Source organism: Streptomyces sp. NPDC045955, from assembly GCF_056430805.1.
Genome location: NZ_JBWKKY010000009.1, coordinates 107,863 through 125,722, shown reverse-complemented (window position 1 = coordinate 125,722; position 17,860 = coordinate 107,863). Strand labels below are relative to the sequence as shown.

Sequence of the window (17,860 nt, the reverse complement as noted above, 5' to 3'; positions counted from 1 at the left end):
TGATCAGGGCGTGACCTTCTGTCCTCGAAACATTTTCGACCGGAACCCATTGACGTGACATGCGTGACCCGCCTAACGTCCCGGCAACCCAGTTGAAACCTTTCACGACGCCCACGACGCCGAGAGGCGGTCCCGCCGGCGTCGTCGAGGAGCCCCCATGACCCACCCGTCCACCACGGGTCCGGCCCCGGTTCTGGCACTGAAGGACGTCTCCAAGTCCTTCGGTGCGGTCCGCGCACTGCGGGACGTCTCCCTGGAGCTGTTCCCCGGGGAGGTGCACGCGCTCGCCGGTGAGAACGGTGCCGGCAAGTCCACCCTCATCAAGGCACTCGCCGGAGTGCACCGGCCGGACGCCGGCCAGGTGCTGCTCGACGGTGCGCCCGTCACCTTCCACGGCCCCGGCGACGCCCGCGACGCCGGCATCGCCGTGATCTACCAGGAGCCCACGCTCTTCCCCGACCTGTCGATCGCCGAGAACATCTACATGGGCCGCCAGCCCCGGCGCGCCCTCGGCCGGATCGACCACAAGGCCACGCACAACGCGACCGCCGCCCTCATGGAGCGCCTCGGAGTCGAACTCGACCCCGACCGGCCCGCCCGCGGCCTGTCCATCGCCGACCAGCAGATCGTCGAGATCGCCAAGGCCCTCTCCTTCGACGCCCGTGTCCTGATCATGGACGAGCCGACCGCCGCGCTCACCGGCAGCGAGGTCGCCCGCCTCTTCGGCGTCGTACGCACCTTGCGCGACCAGGGCGCCGCCGTGCTGTTCATCTCCCACCGGCTGGAGGAGATCTTCGAGATCTGCCGGCGGGTCACCACCCTGCGCGACGGCGCCCTGGTCGGCAGCGAGCCACTGGAGGGCATGACGGAGGACGACCTTGTGCGCCGCATGGTCGGCCGTGACCTCGACGAGCTCTACCCCAAGCAGGACGTGCGGCCGGGCGAAGTCGCCCTGAGCGTGCGCCGGCTGACCCGCGAGGGCGTGTTCACCGACGTCTCCTTCGAGGTCCGGCACGGCGAGATCGTCGGTCTCGCCGGACTCGTCGGCGCCGGGCGTACGGAGGTCGCACGGGCCGTGTTCGGCATCGACCGCTGGGACGCCGGCGAGGTCTCCGTCGACGGCAAGCCCCTGGTCAACGGCGCCCCGTCCACCGCGATGTCCGCCGGGCTCGCCCTGGTCCCCGAGGACCGGCGCGCTCAGGGCCTGGTGATGGACATGTCGATCGAGCGGAACATCGGGCTCACCGGGCTGCGCACGACGGTGAAGGCGGGGCTGATGGACCGCGGCGCCGAGCGCAGCCGCTCCCTCGACTGGGCCGTCAAGCTCCAGGTCAAGTACGCCCGGATCGCCGACACCGTCAACACTCTCTCGGGCGGCAACCAGCAGAAGGTCGTGCTCGCCAAGTGGCTCGCCACCGCGCCCAGGGTGCTGATCGTCGACGAGCCGACCCGCGGCATCGACGTCGGCACCAAGGCCGAGGTGCACCGGCTGCTGTCCCAGCTCGCCGCCGACGGCGTGGCCGTCCTGATGATCTCCTCCGACCTGCCCGAGATCCTCGGCATGGCCGACCGCGTGCTGGTGATGCACGAGGGCCGACTCACCGCCGAGATCCCACGCTCCGACGCCACCGAGGAAACCGTGATGGCCGCAGCCACCGGGAGGGCCGCCGCATGACGGTCGTCACCCCACAAGAGGCCCCCGTGGCCGACGTGCCCAAGTCGAGCGGCACCCGGCTGGTCGACCGCGTCTTCAAGATGCGCGAACTCGCCATCCTCGTCGTCTTCCTGGTGATGATCGCCGTCACTCAGGCCGGCAACAGCCAGTTCCTGTCCGAACAGGGCATCAAGGACCTGCTGCTGAACGCGACGATCCTCGTGCTCGTCGCCACCGGCCAGTCCCTCGTCGTCATCACCCGCAACGTCGACCTGTCCGTCGGATCCACGCTCGGCATCAGCGCCTTCGCCGCCGGAACGTATCTCCAGGGCGGCGGCAACCCGGTCGTGGCGATCGCCCTGGCCGTGCTGCTCGGCATCGGCTTCGGACTGCTCAACGGCCTGCTCGTCAGCCTCGGCCAGGTGCCCGCGCTCGTCGTCACCCTCGGCACGCTCTACATCATCCGCGGCATCGACTCCATCTGGGTCGGCTCCAGCCAGATCACCGCGGCCGATCTGCCCGGCGGTTTCGTCGACTTCGGCTCCGGAGGCATCTCGGCGGTGCCGTACCTGGCGCTGATCGCCCTGGCGGTCCTTGTCGCAACCGCCTACTACCTCAAGCACTTCGCCAGCGGCCGCGAGCTGTACGCGCTGGGCTCCAACCCCGAGGCCGCCCGCCTCGCCGGCATCCCCGTGCGCAAGCGGATCCTCGCCGCGTACACCTTCTGCGGCGCCCTCGCCGGACTCGCCGGAGCCATGTACCTCGCCCGGTTCGGCAACGTCGACTCCGGCACCGGCAACGGCTACGAACTCACCGTGGTCAGCGCGGTCGTGGTCGGCGGCGTCGTCTTCACCGGCGGCTCCGGCAGCGTCTACGGCGCGGCCCTCGGCGCGCTGCTGCTGACGTCGATCAACAGCGTGCTGCCCGCCCTCGGCGTCAGCTCCGTCTGGGTGCTCGCCATCAACGGCGTCCTGCTCATCCTCGCCATCGCGGTCGACCGGATCGTCGCGCTGCGCGTGGCCTCCGCCCTGAAGAAGAGGAACGCCCGCCATGGCTGACATCTCCCTGAGCCGAGCGGTCCGCTGGGACACGGTCGTCGGCGCCCTGCTGATCGTGGTGCTGCTGTTCTCCTTCGGCTTCGTCGACGGGTTCGGCAATGCGCTCAACCTGTCGTTCCTCATCGGCAACACGCTGCCGATCGCGCTGATCGCGTTGCCGATGACCCTGCTGGTCGTCTCCGGGGAGATCGACCTGTCGGTGGCGTCCACGGCGGGTCTGTCCGGTGCCGTGATGGGCGCCCTGTGGAACCAGGGCATGGCCATCGAGACGATCATCCCGATCTGCCTGCTGCTGGGAGTCGTGTGCGGGCTGATCAACGGCCTGCTGGTGACCAGGCTGGGGCTGCCGTCCCTCGCCGTCACCATCGGCACGCTCGCCGCGTACCGGGGTGTCGCGCAGATCGTGCTCGGGTCGGACGCGGTGACCGACTTCCCCACCCAGTACCTGGAATTCGCGGCCGGGCGCATCGGCGACACGTTCATCCCGGACGCCTTCCTGCCGTTCCTCGTCCTGCTCGCCATCGCCGTGGTCGCACTGCACGCCACGCCGTTCGGGCGGTCGCTGTTCGCGATCGGGGCGAATGAGGAGGCCGCGCGGTTCGCCGGCATCCGGGTCAAGCGGCAGAAGCTGATCCTGTTCACGGTGACGGGCCTGATGGCCTCTCTCACCGGGATCTTCTGGGCGCTGCACTACGCCAGCGCCCGCTACGACAACGCCACCGGCCTCGAACTGTCCGTCGTGGCCGCCGTACTGCTCGGCGGTATCGACTTCGACGGTGGCAAGGGCACGCTCGGCGGCGCCATCGCCGGGGTGTTCCTGCTGGGGGCATTGCAGAACGTGATGAGCCTCCAGGACGTCTCCGCCCAGTCGCAGATCGTCGTCACCGGCGTTCTGCTCGTCCTCTCCGTGCTCGGCCCCAGGGTCGCACGGCAGATCTCCGTAGCGAGGGCGGGCCGCAGAGCCGCCTCGACTCCGACCTCGTAACTCAGCCCTTCCTCGTAAAGGACCATCGTCATGCGTAAGTCAACCCTCCGCCGCAGCTGCGCGGCGCTCGCCACCGCCACCTCTCTCGCCCTGGCGCTCACCGCCTGCGGTGGCGGCACCACCAAGAAGGACGTGCAGAGCGAGGGCGGCTCCGCTGCCGCGGCCGGCAAGGCCGACCCGAACGCCGAGCTGAAGAAGGGCCTGACCGTCGGGTTCCTGCCCAAGCAGGTCAACAACCCGTACTTCACCTCCGCCGACAAGGGCGGCGAGAAGGCGCTGAAGGAACTCGGCTCCAGCTACAAGGAGGTCGGTCCCTCCAGCGCCACGGACACCTCCGGCCAGGTCTCCTACGTCAACACGCTCACCCAGCAGCAGGTCGACGCGATGGCCGTCTCCGCGCAGGACCCCGGCGCCCTGTGCACCGCGCTCAAGCAGGCCATGAAGAACGGCATCAAGGTCGTCACCTACGACTCGGACACCACGCCCGACTGCCGCAACGCCTTCGTCTCGCAGGCCTCCGCCGAGGACCTGGGCCGTACCGAGGTGCAGCTGCTCGCCAAGCAGATCGGCTACAAGGGCGAGATCGCGATCCTGTCCGCCGCGCAGACCGCGACGAACCAGAACACCTGGATCGACTTCATGAAGGACGAGCTGAAGAAGCCCGAGTACAAGAACATGAAGCTGGTGAAGACCGCGTACGGCAACGACGACGCCCAGCAGTCCTTCCAGCAGACCCAGGGCCTGCTCCAGGAGTACCCGAACCTGAAGGGGATCATCTCCCCGACCACCGTCGGCATCAAGGCCGCCGCCCAGTACCTGTCGGGCTCCAAGTACAAGGGCAAGGTCAAGCTGACCGGCCTCGGCACCCCGAACGACATGCGCAAGTACGTCAAGAACGGCACCGTCGAGGCGTTCGAGCTGTGGGACCCGGCGAAGCTCGGCGAGCTGGCCGCCCGTACCGCCGTCGCCCTGTCCTCCGGGCAGATCACCGGCAAGGAGGGCGAGACCTTCAAGGCCGGCTCCATGGGCGAGTACACCATCGGCAAGGACGGCGTGATCAGCCTCGGCAAGCCGACCGTGTTCGACGCCAAGAACATCGACCAGTTCAACTTCTGATTCCCGGAGGGTTGTTGATGCAGCGCGTGTGCTTCCTGCTGAAGGTCCGGGCGGACCGCCTCGACGAGTACCGCGAGCGGCACGCCGCCGTGTGGCCCGAGATGCTCGACGCCCTGAAGGCGACCGGCTGGCACAACTACTCGCTCTTCCTGCGCGAGGACGGACTGCTCGTCGGCTACCTGGAGACCGAGGACTTCGCGGCCGCCCAGGCCGGTATGGAAGCCACCGACGTCAACGCCCGCTGGCAGGCGGAGATGGCGCCGTTCTTCGAGTCACTGGACGGCGCCCGGCCCGACGAGGCCATGAAACCGCTCACGGAAGTGTTCCACCTCGCCTGAACAATGGAGTTCATGAGATGCGCAGACGTACGTTGCTGGCCGCGGCCTTCGCCGGAGCCGTGGTGACCCCCGCCCTCGCCTCCGGCACCGCGCGGGCCGCCGACCCCGGGCCCTCCGTCACCCGGACGGGCACCACGACCCTCGACAGCCAGGCCATCTTCTTCGTGTCGTACGACGGCCTGGTCAACAACAACTCGTTCCAGAAGAACGGCCTGCTGACCTACAAGGGCTACCAGTACGCCGTCTGGTACACCGCCGACCGCAACGCCGTCGTCGGACGACGGGTACTCGGCGGCAGCACCTGGTCGACCGTGAAGGTCGGGCACACCCTGCGGTACGACGACTCCCACAACGTCATCTCCATGGGCGTCTCCAAGGCCGACGGCCGGCTGCACCTCAACATGGACTCCCACAGCGACGGCTTCACCTACGTCAAGTCGGTCGCCGGGCTCATGGACGACCCCGGCGGGCTGAGCTGGACCACGAGCCGCTTCGGCGCACCCCAGTCCACCCTGGACGGCCTCGCGCTGACCTCGCAGTTCACCTACCCGCAGTTCATATCGACGCCCGACGGCAAGCTCCAGCTGAGCTACCGCGTCGCCGTCTCCGGCAACGGACGCAACGCGCTCGCCGAGTACGACGGCACCAAGTGGACCAACCTGGGGGAGTGGTCCAGCTCCACCGGCACGTACACCAGCGAGCACGGCTCCTCGACCGCCCGCAACATGTACCTGCACGGCATCGATTACGACCGCAGCGGCCGGCTGCACTCCTTCTTCACCTGGCGCGAGCAGAACGGCGCCGTGATGTGCAACAGCGGCGGCATCACCAATCACGACACCGGCTACGTCTACTCCGACGACCTCGGCCGCACTTGGCGCAACAACGCCGGCACTGTCGTCGGCGTCACCGGCGGCTCCGACAAGGTGTCCGTGACCGACACCGGCCTGGTCGTCGACCCGCTCAATCCGGACCACTCCCTGATGAACCAGGAGAGCCAGTCCACCGACTCGGCGGGCCGGCCGCACGCGATCATCTCCTACGTCCCCGGCCGCTTCGGCCAGTGCACCACGAACTACGTGGCCGACCGCACGGCAAACGGACGCGCCTTCCACGTCCGCAAGAACGCCTCGGGCTCCTGGCAGAAGACCGAGATCCCGGTCCCGCTGAACTCCAGCCAGCGCACCAAGCTGATCCTGGACAAGTACGACAACGCCTACGCGATCTTCCCCTTCGGGCGGATCGCCGGCGCCTCGGCGGCCTCCGGCTACACCGACTGGAAGATCCTGTTCGACGGCAGCGGCCTCAATGCCTTCGGCGAGGTCGTCGTCGACGAGATGCGCGTCGCGCAGGACGGAGTGCTGTCCTTCATGTACCAGGAGAAGTCCAGCGGTACGACGCCCTCGGCGCTGCACGTCGTCGACTTCCGGCTGCCCGCCTGACCGCGCCCGGTTCCCGGGGCGGCGTGCCGGTAGTGTGAAGCCGCCCCGGCCGCCGCCCCCCTCGTCTTCCCCTGGAGGTCCCTGCCCGATGGCCCAGTCGGTGGGTATCAAGGATGTCGCCCGCGCCGCCGGAGTCTCCGTCGGCACGGTGTCGAACGTGATCAACCGCCCGGACACGGTCGCCACCGAGACCCGGGCCCGCGTGCTGTCCGCGATAGACCGGCTCGGCTACGTCCGCAGCGAGTCCGCGCGCCAGCTGCGCGCGGGCCGCAGCCGCATCATGGGGCTGCTCGTCCTCGACATGGGCAACCCCTTCTTCGTCGACGTGGCCCGCGGCGCCGAACGCGCCGCACGGCAGGCCGGGCTCGGCGTGATGGTCTGCAACAGCGCCCAGAACCCGGGCGAGGAGGCCGAGTACCTGTCGCTCTTCGCCGAGCAGCGCGTGCGCGGTGTGCTGCTCACCCCGGCCGACGCCACGGGCCGCAACATCGAGGCGTTCCGCCGGCACGGCATCCCGTTCGTCCTGGTCGACCGGGTCGCCGAGGGAACCACCGAGTGCTCGGTCTCCGTCGACGACGTCGCGGGCGGCGCCCTGGCCGTACGCCATCTCGTCGACGCCGGGCACCGCTCCATCGCCTACGTCAGCGGCCCGCCCGGCCTCAACCAGGTCCGCGACCGGCGTACGGGCGCCCTCGAAGCGCTCTCGGAGGCCGGGCTCGGGCCCGACGCGCTGCGCGAGCTGCCCACCGAACGGCTCGACGTCGCCGCGGGCCGCGACGCCGGCGCCCGCCTGCTGGGCCTCGCCGACCGGCCGACCGCCGTGTTCTGCGCCAACGACCTGCTGGCGCTCGGCGTCCTCCAGGCCATGTACGCGGCCGGTGTCGGCGTCCCGGACGACCTCGCCATCGTCGGCTACGACGACATCGAGTTCGCGGCCGCCGCCGCCGTCCCTCTCACGTCGGTACGCCAGCCCGCCGTCACCATGGGCGCCATGGCGGCCGACCTGCTCCTGGAGGAGACGGAGGAGGAGGGCCCGGCCCGGCCGCACGAGCACCGGCGGGTCGTACTCCAGCCCGAGCTGGTGGTCCGCCGCTCCAGCCTGTCCGCCCGCTGAACCTGAACGGTCGTTCAGGAAGATTTCATGATCCGAAGGGGCCACCCGCGGACGCCCGCTGTGATGAACTGGGACGCGGTCCGAAAATCCGTCCGTCCCGGGAGCCCTGTTGACCCTCAGCTACCGCCAGCCCGGAGTCGTCCTCACCGACCGCCGCTTCTCCGTCCCCCTCGACCACGGCCGCCCCGAGGGCGAGACGATCGAGCTGTACGCCCGCGAGGTCGTCGCGACCGACAAGGCGCAGCAGGACCTGCCGTGGCTGCTCTACCTCCAGGGCGGGCCCGGCTTCGGCGCGGACCGCTCCGTCGGCAGGCCCGGCTGGCTCGGCCGCGCGCTGAAGGAGTACCGCGTGCTCCTCCTCGACCAGCGCGGCACCGGCCACAGCACGCCCGCCAACCGGCAGACGCTCCCGCTGCGCGGCGGCCCCGCCGAGCAGGCCGAGTACCTCACACACTTCCGGGCCGACTCGATCGTCCGCGACTGCGAGGCCATCCGCGCGCAGGTCACCGGCGGCGCCCCCTGGACCGTCCTCGGCCAGAGCTTCGGCGGCTTCTGCCTGACCACCTACCTGTGCCTCGCGCCCGAGGGCCTGGCCACCGCCGTGATCACGGGCGGACTGCCCTCCCTGGACACCCACGCCGACGACGTCTACCGGGCCGCCTTCCCGCGCGTCGAACGCAAGGTCACCGCGCACTACGCGCGCTACCCGCAGGACGCCGAACGCGCCCGCCGGATCGCCGACCACCTCCTGACGCACGACGTGGTCCTGCCGAACGGCTACCGGCTCACCGTCGAGGCCTTCCAGTCCCTCGGCATCGTCCTCGGCACCGGCGACGGCACCCACCGCCTGCACTACCTCCTCGAGAACGCCTTCGTCCGCACCCCGCAGGGCCTCGCGCTCTCCGACGCGTTCCAGGAGCAGGCGCAGGGCATGCTGTCCTACGCCCGCCACCCGCTGTACGCCCTGATCCACGAGTCGATCTACGGCCAGGACGCCCGGCCCACCGCCTGGTCGGCCGAGCGGGTCCGCGCCGAGTTCCCGCGGTTCGACGCCGCGAAGGCCCTCGCGGGAGACGAACCGCTGCTGTTCACCGGCGAGTCGATCCACCCCTGGATGTTCGACTGCGACCCGGCGCTGCGCCCCCTGCGCGAGACCGCCGACCTGCTCGCCGCCCGCACCGACTGGACCCCCCTGTACGACCCGGCCCGCCTCGCCGCGAACGACGTACCGGTCGTCGCCGCCGTCTACCACGACGACATGTACGTCGACACGGCCCACTCCCTGCGCACCGCCCGCGCCATCCGGGGCCTGCGCACCTGGGTCACGGACGAGTTCGAGCACGACGGCGTACGGACCGGCGGCCAGCGGGTCCTGGACCGGCTGCTGGCGCTGGTGCGGAACGAGGCGTGATGCCGTGCCGGAAACACGTGGCGATGCCGGTGGCGCGGATTAGTCTGCCGACATGACGACCACTCAACTCCAGCCCATGCCCGGCGACTGGCGGCGTGCCCTCGCGGTCGTGGCCCACCCCGACGACCTGGAGTACGGCTGCTCGGCGGCGATCGCGGCCTGGACCGACGAGGGCCGCGAGGTCGCCTATGTGCTGGCGACCCGGGGCGAGGCGGGCATCGACACACTGGACCCCGAGCGCTGCGGTCCGCTGCGGGAGCGGGAACAGCGGGCCAGCGCGGCGGTGGTCGGCGTGTCGGCCGTGGAGTTCCTCGACCACAGGGACGGTGTCATCGAGTACGGCACCGCCCTGCGCCGCGACATCGCCGCCGCGATCCGCCGTCACCGGCCCGAGCTGGTCATCACGCTCAACCACCGGGACACCTGGGGCGGCGTCGCCTGGAACACCCCGGACCACGTGGCGGTCGGCCGGGCCACGCTCGACGCGGCCGGCGACGCCGGCAACCGGTGGATCTTCCCGGAGCTCACCGAGCAGGGCCTGCAGCCCTGGGACGGCGTGCGCTGGGTCGCCGTCGCCGGTTCCAGCACCCCCACGCACGCGGTCGACGCGACGTCCGGCATGGAACGCGCGGTGCGCTCACTGCTGGAACACCGCACCTACATCGAGGCCCTGACCGACGAGGACCCGGAGACCTACGTCCGCGGCTTCCTCACCCAGCACGCCGAGGCCACCGGGGAGCGGTTCGGGGGCAAGCCTGCGGTGGCGTTCGAACTGTTCGGCAGATGACGCGGAAGACGGGGGAGACGGGGGAGACCATGACAGACAGCAAGGAGCTGGCCGACCGGTTCGAGGAGCACCGGGGGCGGCTGAAGGCCGTCGCCTACCGCATGCTCGGATCGCTCGCCGAGGCGGAGGACGCCGTCCAGGAGGCCTGGCTGAAGCTCGGCCGCACCGACGCGGACGACATCCACAACCTCGGCGGCTGGCTCACCACGGTGACCGGCCGGGTGTGCCTGGACCTCCTGCGCTCGCGCGCCGGGCGCCGCGAGGAGCCCATGGACGACACCTTCGTCCCGGACCCGGTGCTCAGGCCCTTGTCCCACATCGACCCTGAGCAGGAGGTGCTGCACGCCGACGAGGTGGGCCTGGCCCTGCTGGTGGTCCTGGAGAACCTGGAGCCCGCCGAGCGGCTCGCCTTCGTGCTGCACGACATGTTCGCCGTGCCGTTCGACGACATCGCGCCGATCGTGGAGCGCAGCCCGGCCGCGACCCGGCAGCTGGCGAGCCGCGCCCGGCGCCGGGTGCGCGGCGCCACCCCCGCGGCCGAGCCGGACCTCGGCCGGCAGAAGGAGGTCCTCGACGCCTTCCTGGCCGCCTCGCGCGGCGGGGACTTCGAGGCGCTGCTCGCGCTCCTGCACCCGGACGTGGTGCTGCGGGCCGACTCGGGTGTCCTGGTGCGCGGCGCGGCCGTGTCCAAGGCTCTCCAGGGGGCGAAGGCGGTGGCGGAGCAGGCGCTCATGTTCGCCCGGTTCGCGCAGTCGGCGGAGCTGGTGCTGGTCAACGGCTCGGTCGGGGTCGTCAACGCGCCCGGGGGACACGCGCAGTCGGTCATGGGGGTCACGATCGCCGACGGCCGGATCACCGGCATGTACATCCTGGCCGACCCCGAGCGGCTGGAGCGCCTGGAGGCATCCGGCCTGGCGGGCTGACCCAGGCGGCGGTCAGCCCGGCGAGTTGTCATTTCGTATGCTGAACGTCATGCGAGATCACAAGGCCGCGCGGGCGGAACTGCGCGGCGACTGCGAGCGGTGCTTCGGGCTGTGCTGCGTCGCCCTGCCGTTCGCGGCCTCGGCCGGCTTCGCCGTCGACAAGGACGCCGGCACCCCCTGCCGCAATCTTCAGAGCGACCATCGCTGCGGCATCCACGCCAGGCTGCGGCAGAAAGGGTTCACCGGCTGCACGGTCTACGACTGCTTCGGCGCCGGACAGCAGGTCTCGCAGATCACCTTCGGCGGCCAGGACTGGCGGTCCGGGCCGCCGGAGCACGCCCGCCGCATGTTCGACGTCTTCCCGGTCGTGCGCCAGTTGCACGAGCTTCTGTGGTACCTGACCGAGGCGCTCTCCCTGCCCGCGGCCCGGCCGGTCCACGCCGATCTGCGCAAGGTTCTGGAGAAGACCGAGGAGCTGACCGGGCTTACGCCCGAGGAACTCGCCGGGCTGGACGTGGCGGCGCACCGCCAGGAGGTCAACGTCCTGCTGCTGAGGACGAGCGAGCTGGCCAGGGCCGGCATCAAGGGGCGTAAGAAGAACCGCCGGGGCGCGGACCTGATGGGCGCCCGCCTCAAGGGCGCCGACCTGCGCGGTGCCGACCTGCGCGGCGCCTACCTCATCGCCGCCGACCTCACAGGTGCGGACCTGCGGGGCGCGGACCTGATCGGTGCCGACCTGCGCGACGCGGACCTCACGGACGCCGACCTGACCGGGGCGTTCTTCCTCACCCAGCCGCAGCTGAACGCGGCCCGGGGCAGTGCCGGGACCCGGTTGCCCGCGTCAGTCACCCGCCCCGGGCACTGGACAGCGCAGGGCTGAGGCCGGCTCCCGCACCGGTGTCCGGCGCTCCGGGTGCAGCCGCAGCCCCTCCGGCATCAGCGTCAACCGCTCGGTCACGCGCAGCCGGTACGCCGGGTCGGGCCGCAGCTCGTAGCGACGCAGCAGCAGGCCGAGCACCAGCGTCGCCTCGTGCAGGGCGAACTGGCGCCCGATGCAAGCTCGCGCCCCGGTCCCGAACGGTTTGAAGGTGTGCGGGGCCCGGGACCGTACCGCCTGCGCCTGGAAGCGGTCGGGGTCGAACCGCTCGGCGTCCGCACCCCACACCTCCCGGTCCCGGTGCAGCATCGGCGTCAGCACCAGCGCCCACGCCCCGCGCCGCATGGGATGCTCCCCGGCCAGCACGGTGTCCTCCCGTGCCTCCCGGGCGAAGGCGGGTGCGGTGGGCCACAGCCGCAGCGACTCGTCCAGCACCCGGCGGACGTAGCGCAGCCTTGCCACCTGGTCGTAGGCCGGTTCCGCCGCGTCGCCCCAGACGCGGTCCACCTCGGCGCGGGCCCGGGCCGCGACCTCGGGGTGGCGGGAGAGGTAGTGCAGCGCGAAGGACAGCGCCCCGGACGTCGTCTCGTGGCCGGCGACGAGGAAGGTGATGACCTGGCGGCGGACGTTCCGGAGCTCCAGCCGCTCCCCGGTCTCGGGGTGAGCCGTCTCCAGCATCCGGTCGAGCAGGTCCCCGTCCCCGCTGCCGGTGGCGCGCCGGTCCCGGATCAGCTCGTCGACCGTGCGGTTGAGACAGGCGATGTCGGCCGCGTTGCGGCGGCTCGCGCTCCGCAGCAGCAGCGGGGCCAGCGGGAAGGGCACCGTGTTGAGCCGCTGCGCGTACGTCAGCGTGCCGACCATCGCGGTGACGAAGGGATGCGGCCGGGCGCGTTCGAATGACCCGAAGTCGCGGCCGAAGCCGGTGCGCGCGATCGTCTCCAGGGTCAGCTTGGTCATGTCGCCGGGCACGTCCACCGCCCGGCCCGTGGCCACCGCGCGGTCCCAGTGTTCCGTCAGCTGCCGTGCGACGGCCAGCATCATCGGGTGGTAGCCGGCCATGGCCTCGCGGCTGAACCCCGGAGCGAGCACGTCGTGTGCCAGCTGCCAGTTGGACTCGTGGTTGTACGCCGTGAACAGGCCGTCCCCGGCAACCGGCCGCAGATTCGCTATGCCGAGCCCCACGTGCTTGGCGAACCGCGACTCGTCCGCGAGGTCGGCCGCGTATCGGGCACCCCACACGAACACGAACTCCTTGCCGAAGGCCTTCCGGCGGAAGACCGGACCCAGGTCGCGGGCGTACCGCAGCGTGTCCTGCAGGGGAGTGCGCCGGTTCACGCCCACCACGTCGCCGAGCAGCGGGATCCGGTGCGGGGGATGCGGAATGCGGTCCAGCTCCGGCCAGCCCAGCTCGGCACTCCGGAACCCCCTGGGCAGCCCGTCCCGTGTCGGCGCCTCCGTCATGACGCTATCTCCCTTGATCCAGCGGTGGGTTGGCACGTGTTGTACGTGGGTTCAATAGCGGGTTTCAGTGTGGTCCGGTTGTTGAACCGGCGTCAAGTAAAGTGCGGGCATGGCCGCGAACCAGAGCGGGCGCACGCGCCGCCGGCTCAGCACCGAGGAGCGCCGGGAGCAGCTTCTGTCGGTCGGGGCGCGGCTGTTCTCGGAGAGTCCGTACGACGACGTGTGGATCGAGCAGGTCGCCGAGATCGCCGGGGTGTCGCGCGGGCTGCTGTACCACTACTTCCGGACCAAGCGGGACTTCTTCGCAGCGGTCGTCGAGCGCGAGAGTGAGCGGATGCTGCGCATGACGGCGGCGGTGCCCGGGGTCCCGGTGCGCGAGCAACTCGCGGGCGGCCTCGACACGTTCCTGGAGTACGTCCGGGCCCACGCCCACGGCTACCGCGCCTTCCACCGCGCCGACGCGGCCGGGGACCAGGCGGTACGCCGCGTCTACCAGCGGGCCCTGGCCGCACAGGAGCGGCAGATCCTCGCGGCGCTCGCCGCGGATCCCGAGTTCGGCCCGGCCTTCCAGGAGCGGCCGGAGGTGCGGCTCGCGGTGCGCGGCTGGCTGGCGTTCACGACGTCCGTCTGTCTGGAGTGGCTGCGCGGCACGGAGTTGAGCCGGGATCAGGTGCGTGAGCTGTGCGCCCGCGCCCTGCTGGGTGTCCTCACTCCCTGACAGACCTCGTAAAGATCACGTGACGTGGTTGGCTCACACTCAGATCTTCGGTAGGTTAGGCAAGGCTTACCTAAGGAGGTCTGGGATGGGTGACGACAGCCACGACGACAGCCACAGCTGGACGGCGGCCCCTGCCGCCGCGGAGCGGGCGCGCTCGGTGCTCGCCGCAGCGTGGTCCTGCTCGGTGACCGCGGAGGGCACGCGGGAGGAGCTGGTCGGCGCGCACACGGTGACCGAGGACGGCCGGGTGCTGGTGGACGTGCCCGGGGACAGCGCCCTGCTCGGGGCCGCGATCTGCGCGCCCCGCGGCGAGCCGTCCGCGGTACTGGAGTTCGCCGACGTGGCGCCCGTCCCCGTGCGCAGCCGGATCCGCGCCCGGTTGTGGCTCGCGGGCTGGTTCACCGTGGAGGGGGAGAGCCGGCTGGCCTTCCGGGCCACGCGCGTGGTGCTGCGGCAGCCGTCCGGGGCGGTGGTCGTGGACCTCGACGACTTCGCCGCCGCCACGCCCGACCCGCTCACCACGGCCGAGGCCCGGCTGCTGACGCACCTCGCCGACTGCCACGCGGACGCGGTCGAGCGGCTCACCCGGCTCGTCGACGCCGACAGCCTGCACGGCGCGGTCCGCGTCCAGCCGCTCGCCGTCGACCGGCACGGACTGACCCTGCGCATCGAACGCGCCCGTGCCCACGGTGACGTACGGCTCGCCTTCCACGCACCCGCCGACGACGTCGCGCAGCTCACCGAGCGCATGCACGTCCTGCTCGGCCAGGCGGCCGCCGCGGCCTGCCCTCGGGCCCTACAGCGGCAGCGCACAGACGGCGACCGGTGACGGAAACGGTTCACCGGCGCGCCGCAGCGCGCCGCTTTCACCGTCGACACGGAAGACGGTCACCGAGCCGGACTTCTGGTTCGCCGCGAACAGCAGCGTCCCCTCCGGCGAGAGGGCGATCTGGCGCGGGAAGTCCCCGCCCACCGGCACGGTGTCCAGCAGCTTGAGCCGGGCGCCGTCCGACTCGACGGCGTAACGCGTGAGGCTGTTGTCGCCGCGGTTGGCGAGAAAGGCGAAACGGCCGTTCGGGGTCACCTGGAACTGCGCCGGGTAGTTGGTGCCCGGACCGGTGCCCGTGGACTGCGGCTCACCGACCGTGACGCGGCCGGAGGCGGGGTCGTACGCGCAGACCGCCACCGTGTTGTCGACCTCGTTCGCCAGGTAGGCGTACCGGCCCGCGGGGTGGAACGTCAGATGACGCGGGCCCGCACCGGGCCGGGTCCGCGCCTGCGCGACCTCCGTGAGCGTGCCGGCCTTGTCGTCGAGCCGGTACGTGTAGACGGTGTCCGTGCCCAGGTCCACGGCGAGGACATGCCCGCCGTCGGGGCTGGTGAAGATCTGGTGGGCGTGGGGACCGTCCTGGCCCGGTCCCGGTGCCGGACCGGAGTGCCGGACGAGGCCGGTCCGCTCGCCGAGGGCGCCCGAGGCGCCGATCGGGTGCACGGCCACACTGCCGGAGCCGTAGTTCGCGCTGAACAGCCAGCGCCCGCCCGGATGGACGGACAGATGGCAGGGGCCGGCGCCGCCGGTGCCGCGGCTGCCCAGGATCTTCCGGTCGGACAGCCGGACGGCGGTCACGGCGCCGTCGTCGCGCTCGTTCACCGCGTACAGCGTGTGGCGGTCCGGGTGGATCGCGAGGTACGACGGGTTGCCGACCCCGGTGACCGTGCCGGTGCCGCTGATCCGGCCCGTCGCCGCGTCGTACGTGGCCAGGCCGATGCCCTTGCCGCCGCCCTCGACGGAGGTGTACGTGCCGAGGTAGAGGGGGCGCGGGCCGGACGGGCGCCGGGCCTCGCGGGACGGGCTCACGCTCGCCCCGGGGGTCGTCGGACTCGTCGCGGGCGCCGGCGCGGGCGCGTCGTCACAGGAGGGCAGTGCCGCCGCGGCGGCTCCGCCCGCCAGTGCGCCGACGAACCGGCGCCTGCTCCAGCCACCACTGCCCATGTCGCCCCTCAGGTCGTCCCTCGTCCCCGCCGCGACAGCCACCTTGGCGTGGATCACCCACCACGTGCAACAACGGCACCGGGCGTTGCGCAGGATGCAACTGCTTCAGTTGGCCGCTCAGTGATAACGCCCGCCGACCCCCGTACGGTTCCGCCACATCTGCTCCTGTACGCCGAGGCGCTCCCGCAGCCGCGTCAGGCGCGGCAGCCGCACGCGCTGCTCCCGCGACACCCGGTCCAGTTCCTCGAACAGGCGCCGGGTGCGGTGCTCGGTGTCGAGCTCGTCGAGGATCCGGTTGACCTCCGTCAGGACGGCGCCGAGCAACTGCCAGTGCCGCGTCTCACGCTCGGCCTCGTCGCGCAGCAGCAGGGCCAGCTTGTCGCGGGTGCCCGCCGCGGTGCGCAGTTCCGCGGTGAGACGCTCCTCCGCCGACTCGGCGCTCGCACTGAGGTGAGTGGTCACCAACACCGCGAAGCTCACCACGGCGTCGGCGATCTCGGACAGCAGCTGCTGCAGCGCGGCGCCCGTCTCGGCCTCGAACAGCGGCTCCGGCTCGCGCTCCTTCGCGAGGTCGGTGAAGGAGCGGGCGAGCACGCGCAGGACGACCGTGCAGATCTCCAGCGTGTCCAGGCCGGTGCGCAGCACCACCCGGTGCAGCAGGCCCTCCCGCACGCGCGGGTTGAGCCGCAGGCTGTCCTCCGCCTGCCGGAGCGCCGCGTCCACCTCGACGATGTCGTGGTCCAGGCGCCGCGCCTCGTGCAGCCGCTCCGCCGCCTGGTCCGGGGGCGTACCGCCGGCGGCCTCCTCGCCCATGCGCAGCATCAGCTGCCGCAGCCGGCGCGCCAGACCCTCGATCGACTCGCCCGCCTCCTCCACCCACACCGGCGGTGCCAGCAGCAGATTGCAGCCGAGCCCGACGACCGCGCCGATCAGCGTCTCCACCACCCGGGCCCAGGCGGTGTCCCCGACGGTGGTGACCCCGAGCACCAGCATCGCGCTGATCGCGACCTCGGGTACGTACTCCTCCACCCGGACCAGCCGTCCCACGGCCAGTGAGGCCACGAGGAGCAGCGCCAGGCTCCACCAGGTCAGGCCCACCAGAAGGCTGAACGCGATGGCGACGAGGACACCGGTCACCACGGCGTTCACCCGCCGGAAGCCGTTGGTGAGCGTGGCGTACAGGGTCACCTGGACGACCAGCAGCGCCGTCAGGGGAGCGGTGAGCGGTGCCGCCTCGGGGCTCAGCCGCAGCGCGATGACGTACGCGATCGTCGCCGCGGTCGCGGACCGCACCGTCTGGACGACCACCGGGTCCCGGCGCTTGTGCAGGATCCGCCTGGCGTGCGCCGTCCACTCACGTACCTCTCGCATCCTGAGGCTGTTCCCCTTCCCCTGGCGCATCGAACGCGTTCATGAAGGACGTTAACGCGGGGGGAAACCACGGGCGACCGAGGGCCTCAGGCGTACACCTTGTCGAGGAAGGCGGCCAGGTGGCCCCGGGTCCGCTCGATCTGCTCCTGCAGGGTGAGGCTCTCCTCGAAACGGGTCCCGTTCTCCGGCAGCTTCTTCCCGCGCAGGTACAGCGAGCAGGCCAGGTCGGTGCACATGTACGCCCCGACGGAGTTGCCCTCGCGTCCGGCCGCTCCCGCCTTGCGCGCGGTCATCAGCGACACACCGCCCCGGGGGTGCGTCGTCAGGCACAGCGAACACATGCTGCGCTGCAGAAAGCCCCGCTGTGCGGACTGGAACCGCATCGCCAGCCCGATGAGCCGTCCCTCGCGCTCGGCGACCAGATAACTCCGGTCGGGCGCTCCCGGATCCCGCCACCCGAGGAAGTCGAGATCGTCCCAGGGCCGCTCGGCGAGGTCCCGTGGGACGGTCAGACGTCTGGCCTCTCCCTTGGAGCAGTTGACAAACGAGTTGCGGATGTCGTGTTCGGTGAGTGATCTCATGGGAGGGCTCCTGGTCGTGGTCGCGGAAACC

General features: G+C 71.3%; 17 protein-coding genes. 13 read left to right on the top strand and 4 right to left on the bottom strand.

Annotated elements, in window-relative coordinates; all coding sequences use genetic code 11:
• Positions 1-157 precede the first annotated feature (157 nt).
• From AC07F0_RS20220 to AC07F0_RS20170, 11 genes are all read left to right on the top strand, one after another.
• Complete coding sequence (locus tag AC07F0_RS20220; RefSeq protein WP_478980621.1) at positions 158-1,675, top strand: sugar ABC transporter ATP-binding protein; 1,518 nt, start codon at positions 158-160, stop codon at positions 1,673-1,675.
• Positions 1,672-2,712, top strand: coding sequence for an ABC transporter permease (locus AC07F0_RS20215; protein WP_478980619.1), 1,041 nt, complete (start codon positions 1,672-1,674; stop codon positions 2,710-2,712). Before AC07F0_RS20220 ends, AC07F0_RS20215 begins: the two co-directional genes overlap by 4 nt.
• Complete coding sequence (locus AC07F0_RS20210) at positions 2,705-3,697, top strand: ABC transporter permease (protein ID WP_478980617.1); 993 nt, start codon at positions 2,705-2,707, stop codon at positions 3,695-3,697. The genes AC07F0_RS20215 and AC07F0_RS20210 overlap by 8 nt, the downstream gene beginning before the upstream one ends.
• A gap of 30 nt (positions 3,698-3,727) precedes the next feature.
• On the top strand, positions 3,728-4,813 hold the full coding sequence (rhaS, locus tag AC07F0_RS20205) for a rhamnose ABC transporter substrate-binding protein (protein WP_086846005.1): 1,086 nt from the start codon (positions 3,728-3,730) through the stop codon (positions 4,811-4,813).
• A 17-nt stretch (positions 4,814-4,830) separates the two neighbouring features.
• Positions 4,831-5,151 (top strand): L-rhamnose mutarotase, encoded by a 321-nt coding sequence (locus AC07F0_RS20200; protein WP_020272132.1) that lies wholly within the window; start codon positions 4,831-4,833, stop codon positions 5,149-5,151.
• A 17-nt stretch (positions 5,152-5,168) separates the two neighbouring features.
• Entirely contained in the window at positions 5,169-6,593 is a 1,425-nt protein-coding gene (locus AC07F0_RS20195; RefSeq protein ID WP_478980615.1) for a BNR repeat-containing protein, read from the top strand.
• Between the two features lie 88 nt (positions 6,594-6,681).
• On the top strand, positions 6,682-7,707 hold the full coding sequence (locus AC07F0_RS20190) for a LacI family DNA-binding transcriptional regulator (RefSeq protein ID WP_354742973.1): 1,026 nt from the start codon (positions 6,682-6,684) through the stop codon (positions 7,705-7,707).
• 109 nt (positions 7,708-7,816) lie between these two features.
• Entirely contained in the window at positions 7,817-9,118 is a 1,302-nt protein-coding gene (locus AC07F0_RS20185; protein ID WP_478980613.1) for an alpha/beta fold hydrolase, read from the top strand.
• Between the two features lie 52 nt (positions 9,119-9,170).
• On the top strand, positions 9,171-9,905 hold the full coding sequence (locus tag AC07F0_RS20180) for a PIG-L deacetylase family protein (protein ID WP_478980611.1): 735 nt from the start codon (positions 9,171-9,173) through the stop codon (positions 9,903-9,905).
• Positions 9,906-9,934: 29 nt separating this feature from the next.
• Positions 9,935-10,828 carry an RNA polymerase sigma factor SigJ gene (sigJ, locus tag AC07F0_RS20175; protein ID WP_478980609.1) on the top strand — a complete coding sequence of 298 codons (894 nt, stop codon included), beginning with the start codon at positions 9,935-9,937 and terminating at the stop codon, positions 10,826-10,828.
• A 37-nt stretch (positions 10,829-10,865) separates the two neighbouring features.
• Positions 10,866-11,708 carry a pentapeptide repeat-containing protein gene (locus AC07F0_RS20170; protein ID WP_478980607.1) on the top strand — a complete coding sequence of 281 codons (843 nt, stop codon included), beginning with the start codon at positions 10,866-10,868 and terminating at the stop codon, positions 11,706-11,708.
• Here AC07F0_RS20170 and AC07F0_RS20165 read toward each other — a convergent pair.
• Entirely contained in the window at positions 11,670-13,166 is a 1,497-nt protein-coding gene (locus tag AC07F0_RS20165) for a cytochrome P450 (RefSeq protein WP_478980605.1), read from the bottom strand. The genes AC07F0_RS20170 and AC07F0_RS20165 overlap by 39 nt on opposite strands.
• A gap of 109 nt (positions 13,167-13,275) precedes the next feature.
• Here AC07F0_RS20165 and AC07F0_RS20160 point away from each other — a divergent pair, with 109 nt between their 5' ends.
• Complete coding sequence (locus tag AC07F0_RS20160) at positions 13,276-13,884, top strand: TetR/AcrR family transcriptional regulator (protein ID WP_478980603.1); 609 nt, start codon at positions 13,276-13,278, stop codon at positions 13,882-13,884.
• An 85-nt stretch (positions 13,885-13,969) separates the two neighbouring features.
• A complete protein-coding gene (locus tag AC07F0_RS20155; protein WP_478980601.1) occupies positions 13,970-14,713 on the top strand; it encodes a DUF2470 domain-containing protein in 744 nt (247 codons plus the stop codon).
• On the opposite strand, the gene AC07F0_RS20150 is transcribed toward AC07F0_RS20155, so the two are convergent.
• From AC07F0_RS20150 to AC07F0_RS20140, 3 genes are all read right to left on the bottom strand, one after another.
• Positions 14,681-15,877, bottom strand: a complete 1,197-nt coding sequence (locus AC07F0_RS20150; RefSeq protein WP_478981013.1) for a lactonase family protein — start codon at positions 15,875-15,877, stop codon at positions 14,681-14,683. The genes AC07F0_RS20155 and AC07F0_RS20150 overlap by 33 nt on opposite strands.
• Before the next feature lie 117 nt (positions 15,878-15,994).
• The gene (locus tag AC07F0_RS20145) at positions 15,995-17,248 is read right to left on the bottom strand and encodes an FUSC family protein (protein WP_478980599.1); all 1,254 of its coding nucleotides are present in this window, start codon (positions 17,246-17,248) and stop codon (positions 15,995-15,997) included.
• A gap of 86 nt (positions 17,249-17,334) precedes the next feature.
• Complete coding sequence (locus AC07F0_RS20140; protein WP_478980597.1) at positions 17,335-17,829, bottom strand: FBP domain-containing protein; 495 nt, start codon at positions 17,827-17,829, stop codon at positions 17,335-17,337.
• Positions 17,830-17,860 lie beyond the last annotated feature (31 nt).

Bases quoted from the DNA above. Each gene is read 5' to 3' on its own strand.
- AC07F0_RS20180 (WP_478980611.1), top strand. From the start codon at position 9,171: ATGACGACCACTCAACTCCAGCCCATGCCCGGCGACTGGCGGCGTGCC.
- AC07F0_RS20215 (WP_478980619.1), top strand. From the start codon at position 1,672: ATGACGGTCGTCACCCCACAAGAGGCCCCCGTGGCCGACGTGCCCAAG.
- AC07F0_RS20210 (WP_478980617.1), top strand. From the start codon at position 2,705: ATGGCTGACATCTCCCTGAGCCGAGCGGTCCGCTGGGACACGGTCGTC.
- AC07F0_RS20195 (WP_478980615.1), top strand. From the start codon at position 5,169: ATGCGCAGACGTACGTTGCTGGCCGCGGCCTTCGCCGGAGCCGTGGTG.
- AC07F0_RS20160 (WP_478980603.1), top strand. From the start codon at position 13,276: ATGGCCGCGAACCAGAGCGGGCGCACGCGCCGCCGGCTCAGCACCGAG.
- rhaS (WP_086846005.1), top strand. From the start codon at position 3,728: ATGCGTAAGTCAACCCTCCGCCGCAGCTGCGCGGCGCTCGCCACCGCC.
- AC07F0_RS20170 (WP_478980607.1), top strand. From the start codon at position 10,866: ATGCTGAACGTCATGCGAGATCACAAGGCCGCGCGGGCGGAACTGCGC.
- sigJ (WP_478980609.1), top strand. From the start codon at position 9,935: ATGACAGACAGCAAGGAGCTGGCCGACCGGTTCGAGGAGCACCGGGGG.
- AC07F0_RS20190 (WP_354742973.1), top strand. From the start codon at position 6,682: ATGGCCCAGTCGGTGGGTATCAAGGATGTCGCCCGCGCCGCCGGAGTC.
- AC07F0_RS20140 (WP_478980597.1), bottom strand. From the start codon at position 17,829: ATGAGATCACTCACCGAACACGACATCCGCAACTCGTTTGTCAACTGC.
- AC07F0_RS20165 (WP_478980605.1), bottom strand. From the start codon at position 13,166: ATGACGGAGGCGCCGACACGGGACGGGCTGCCCAGGGGGTTCCGGAGT.
- AC07F0_RS20155 (WP_478980601.1), top strand. From the start codon at position 13,970: ATGGGTGACGACAGCCACGACGACAGCCACAGCTGGACGGCGGCCCCT.
- AC07F0_RS20200 (WP_020272132.1), top strand. From the start codon at position 4,831: ATGCAGCGCGTGTGCTTCCTGCTGAAGGTCCGGGCGGACCGCCTCGAC.
- AC07F0_RS20150 (WP_478981013.1), bottom strand. From the start codon at position 15,877: ATGGGCAGTGGTGGCTGGAGCAGGCGCCGGTTCGTCGGCGCACTGGCG.
- AC07F0_RS20145 (WP_478980599.1), bottom strand. From the start codon at position 17,248: ATGCGAGAGGTACGTGAGTGGACGGCGCACGCCAGGCGGATCCTGCAC.
- AC07F0_RS20220 (WP_478980621.1), top strand. From the start codon at position 158: ATGACCCACCCGTCCACCACGGGTCCGGCCCCGGTTCTGGCACTGAAG.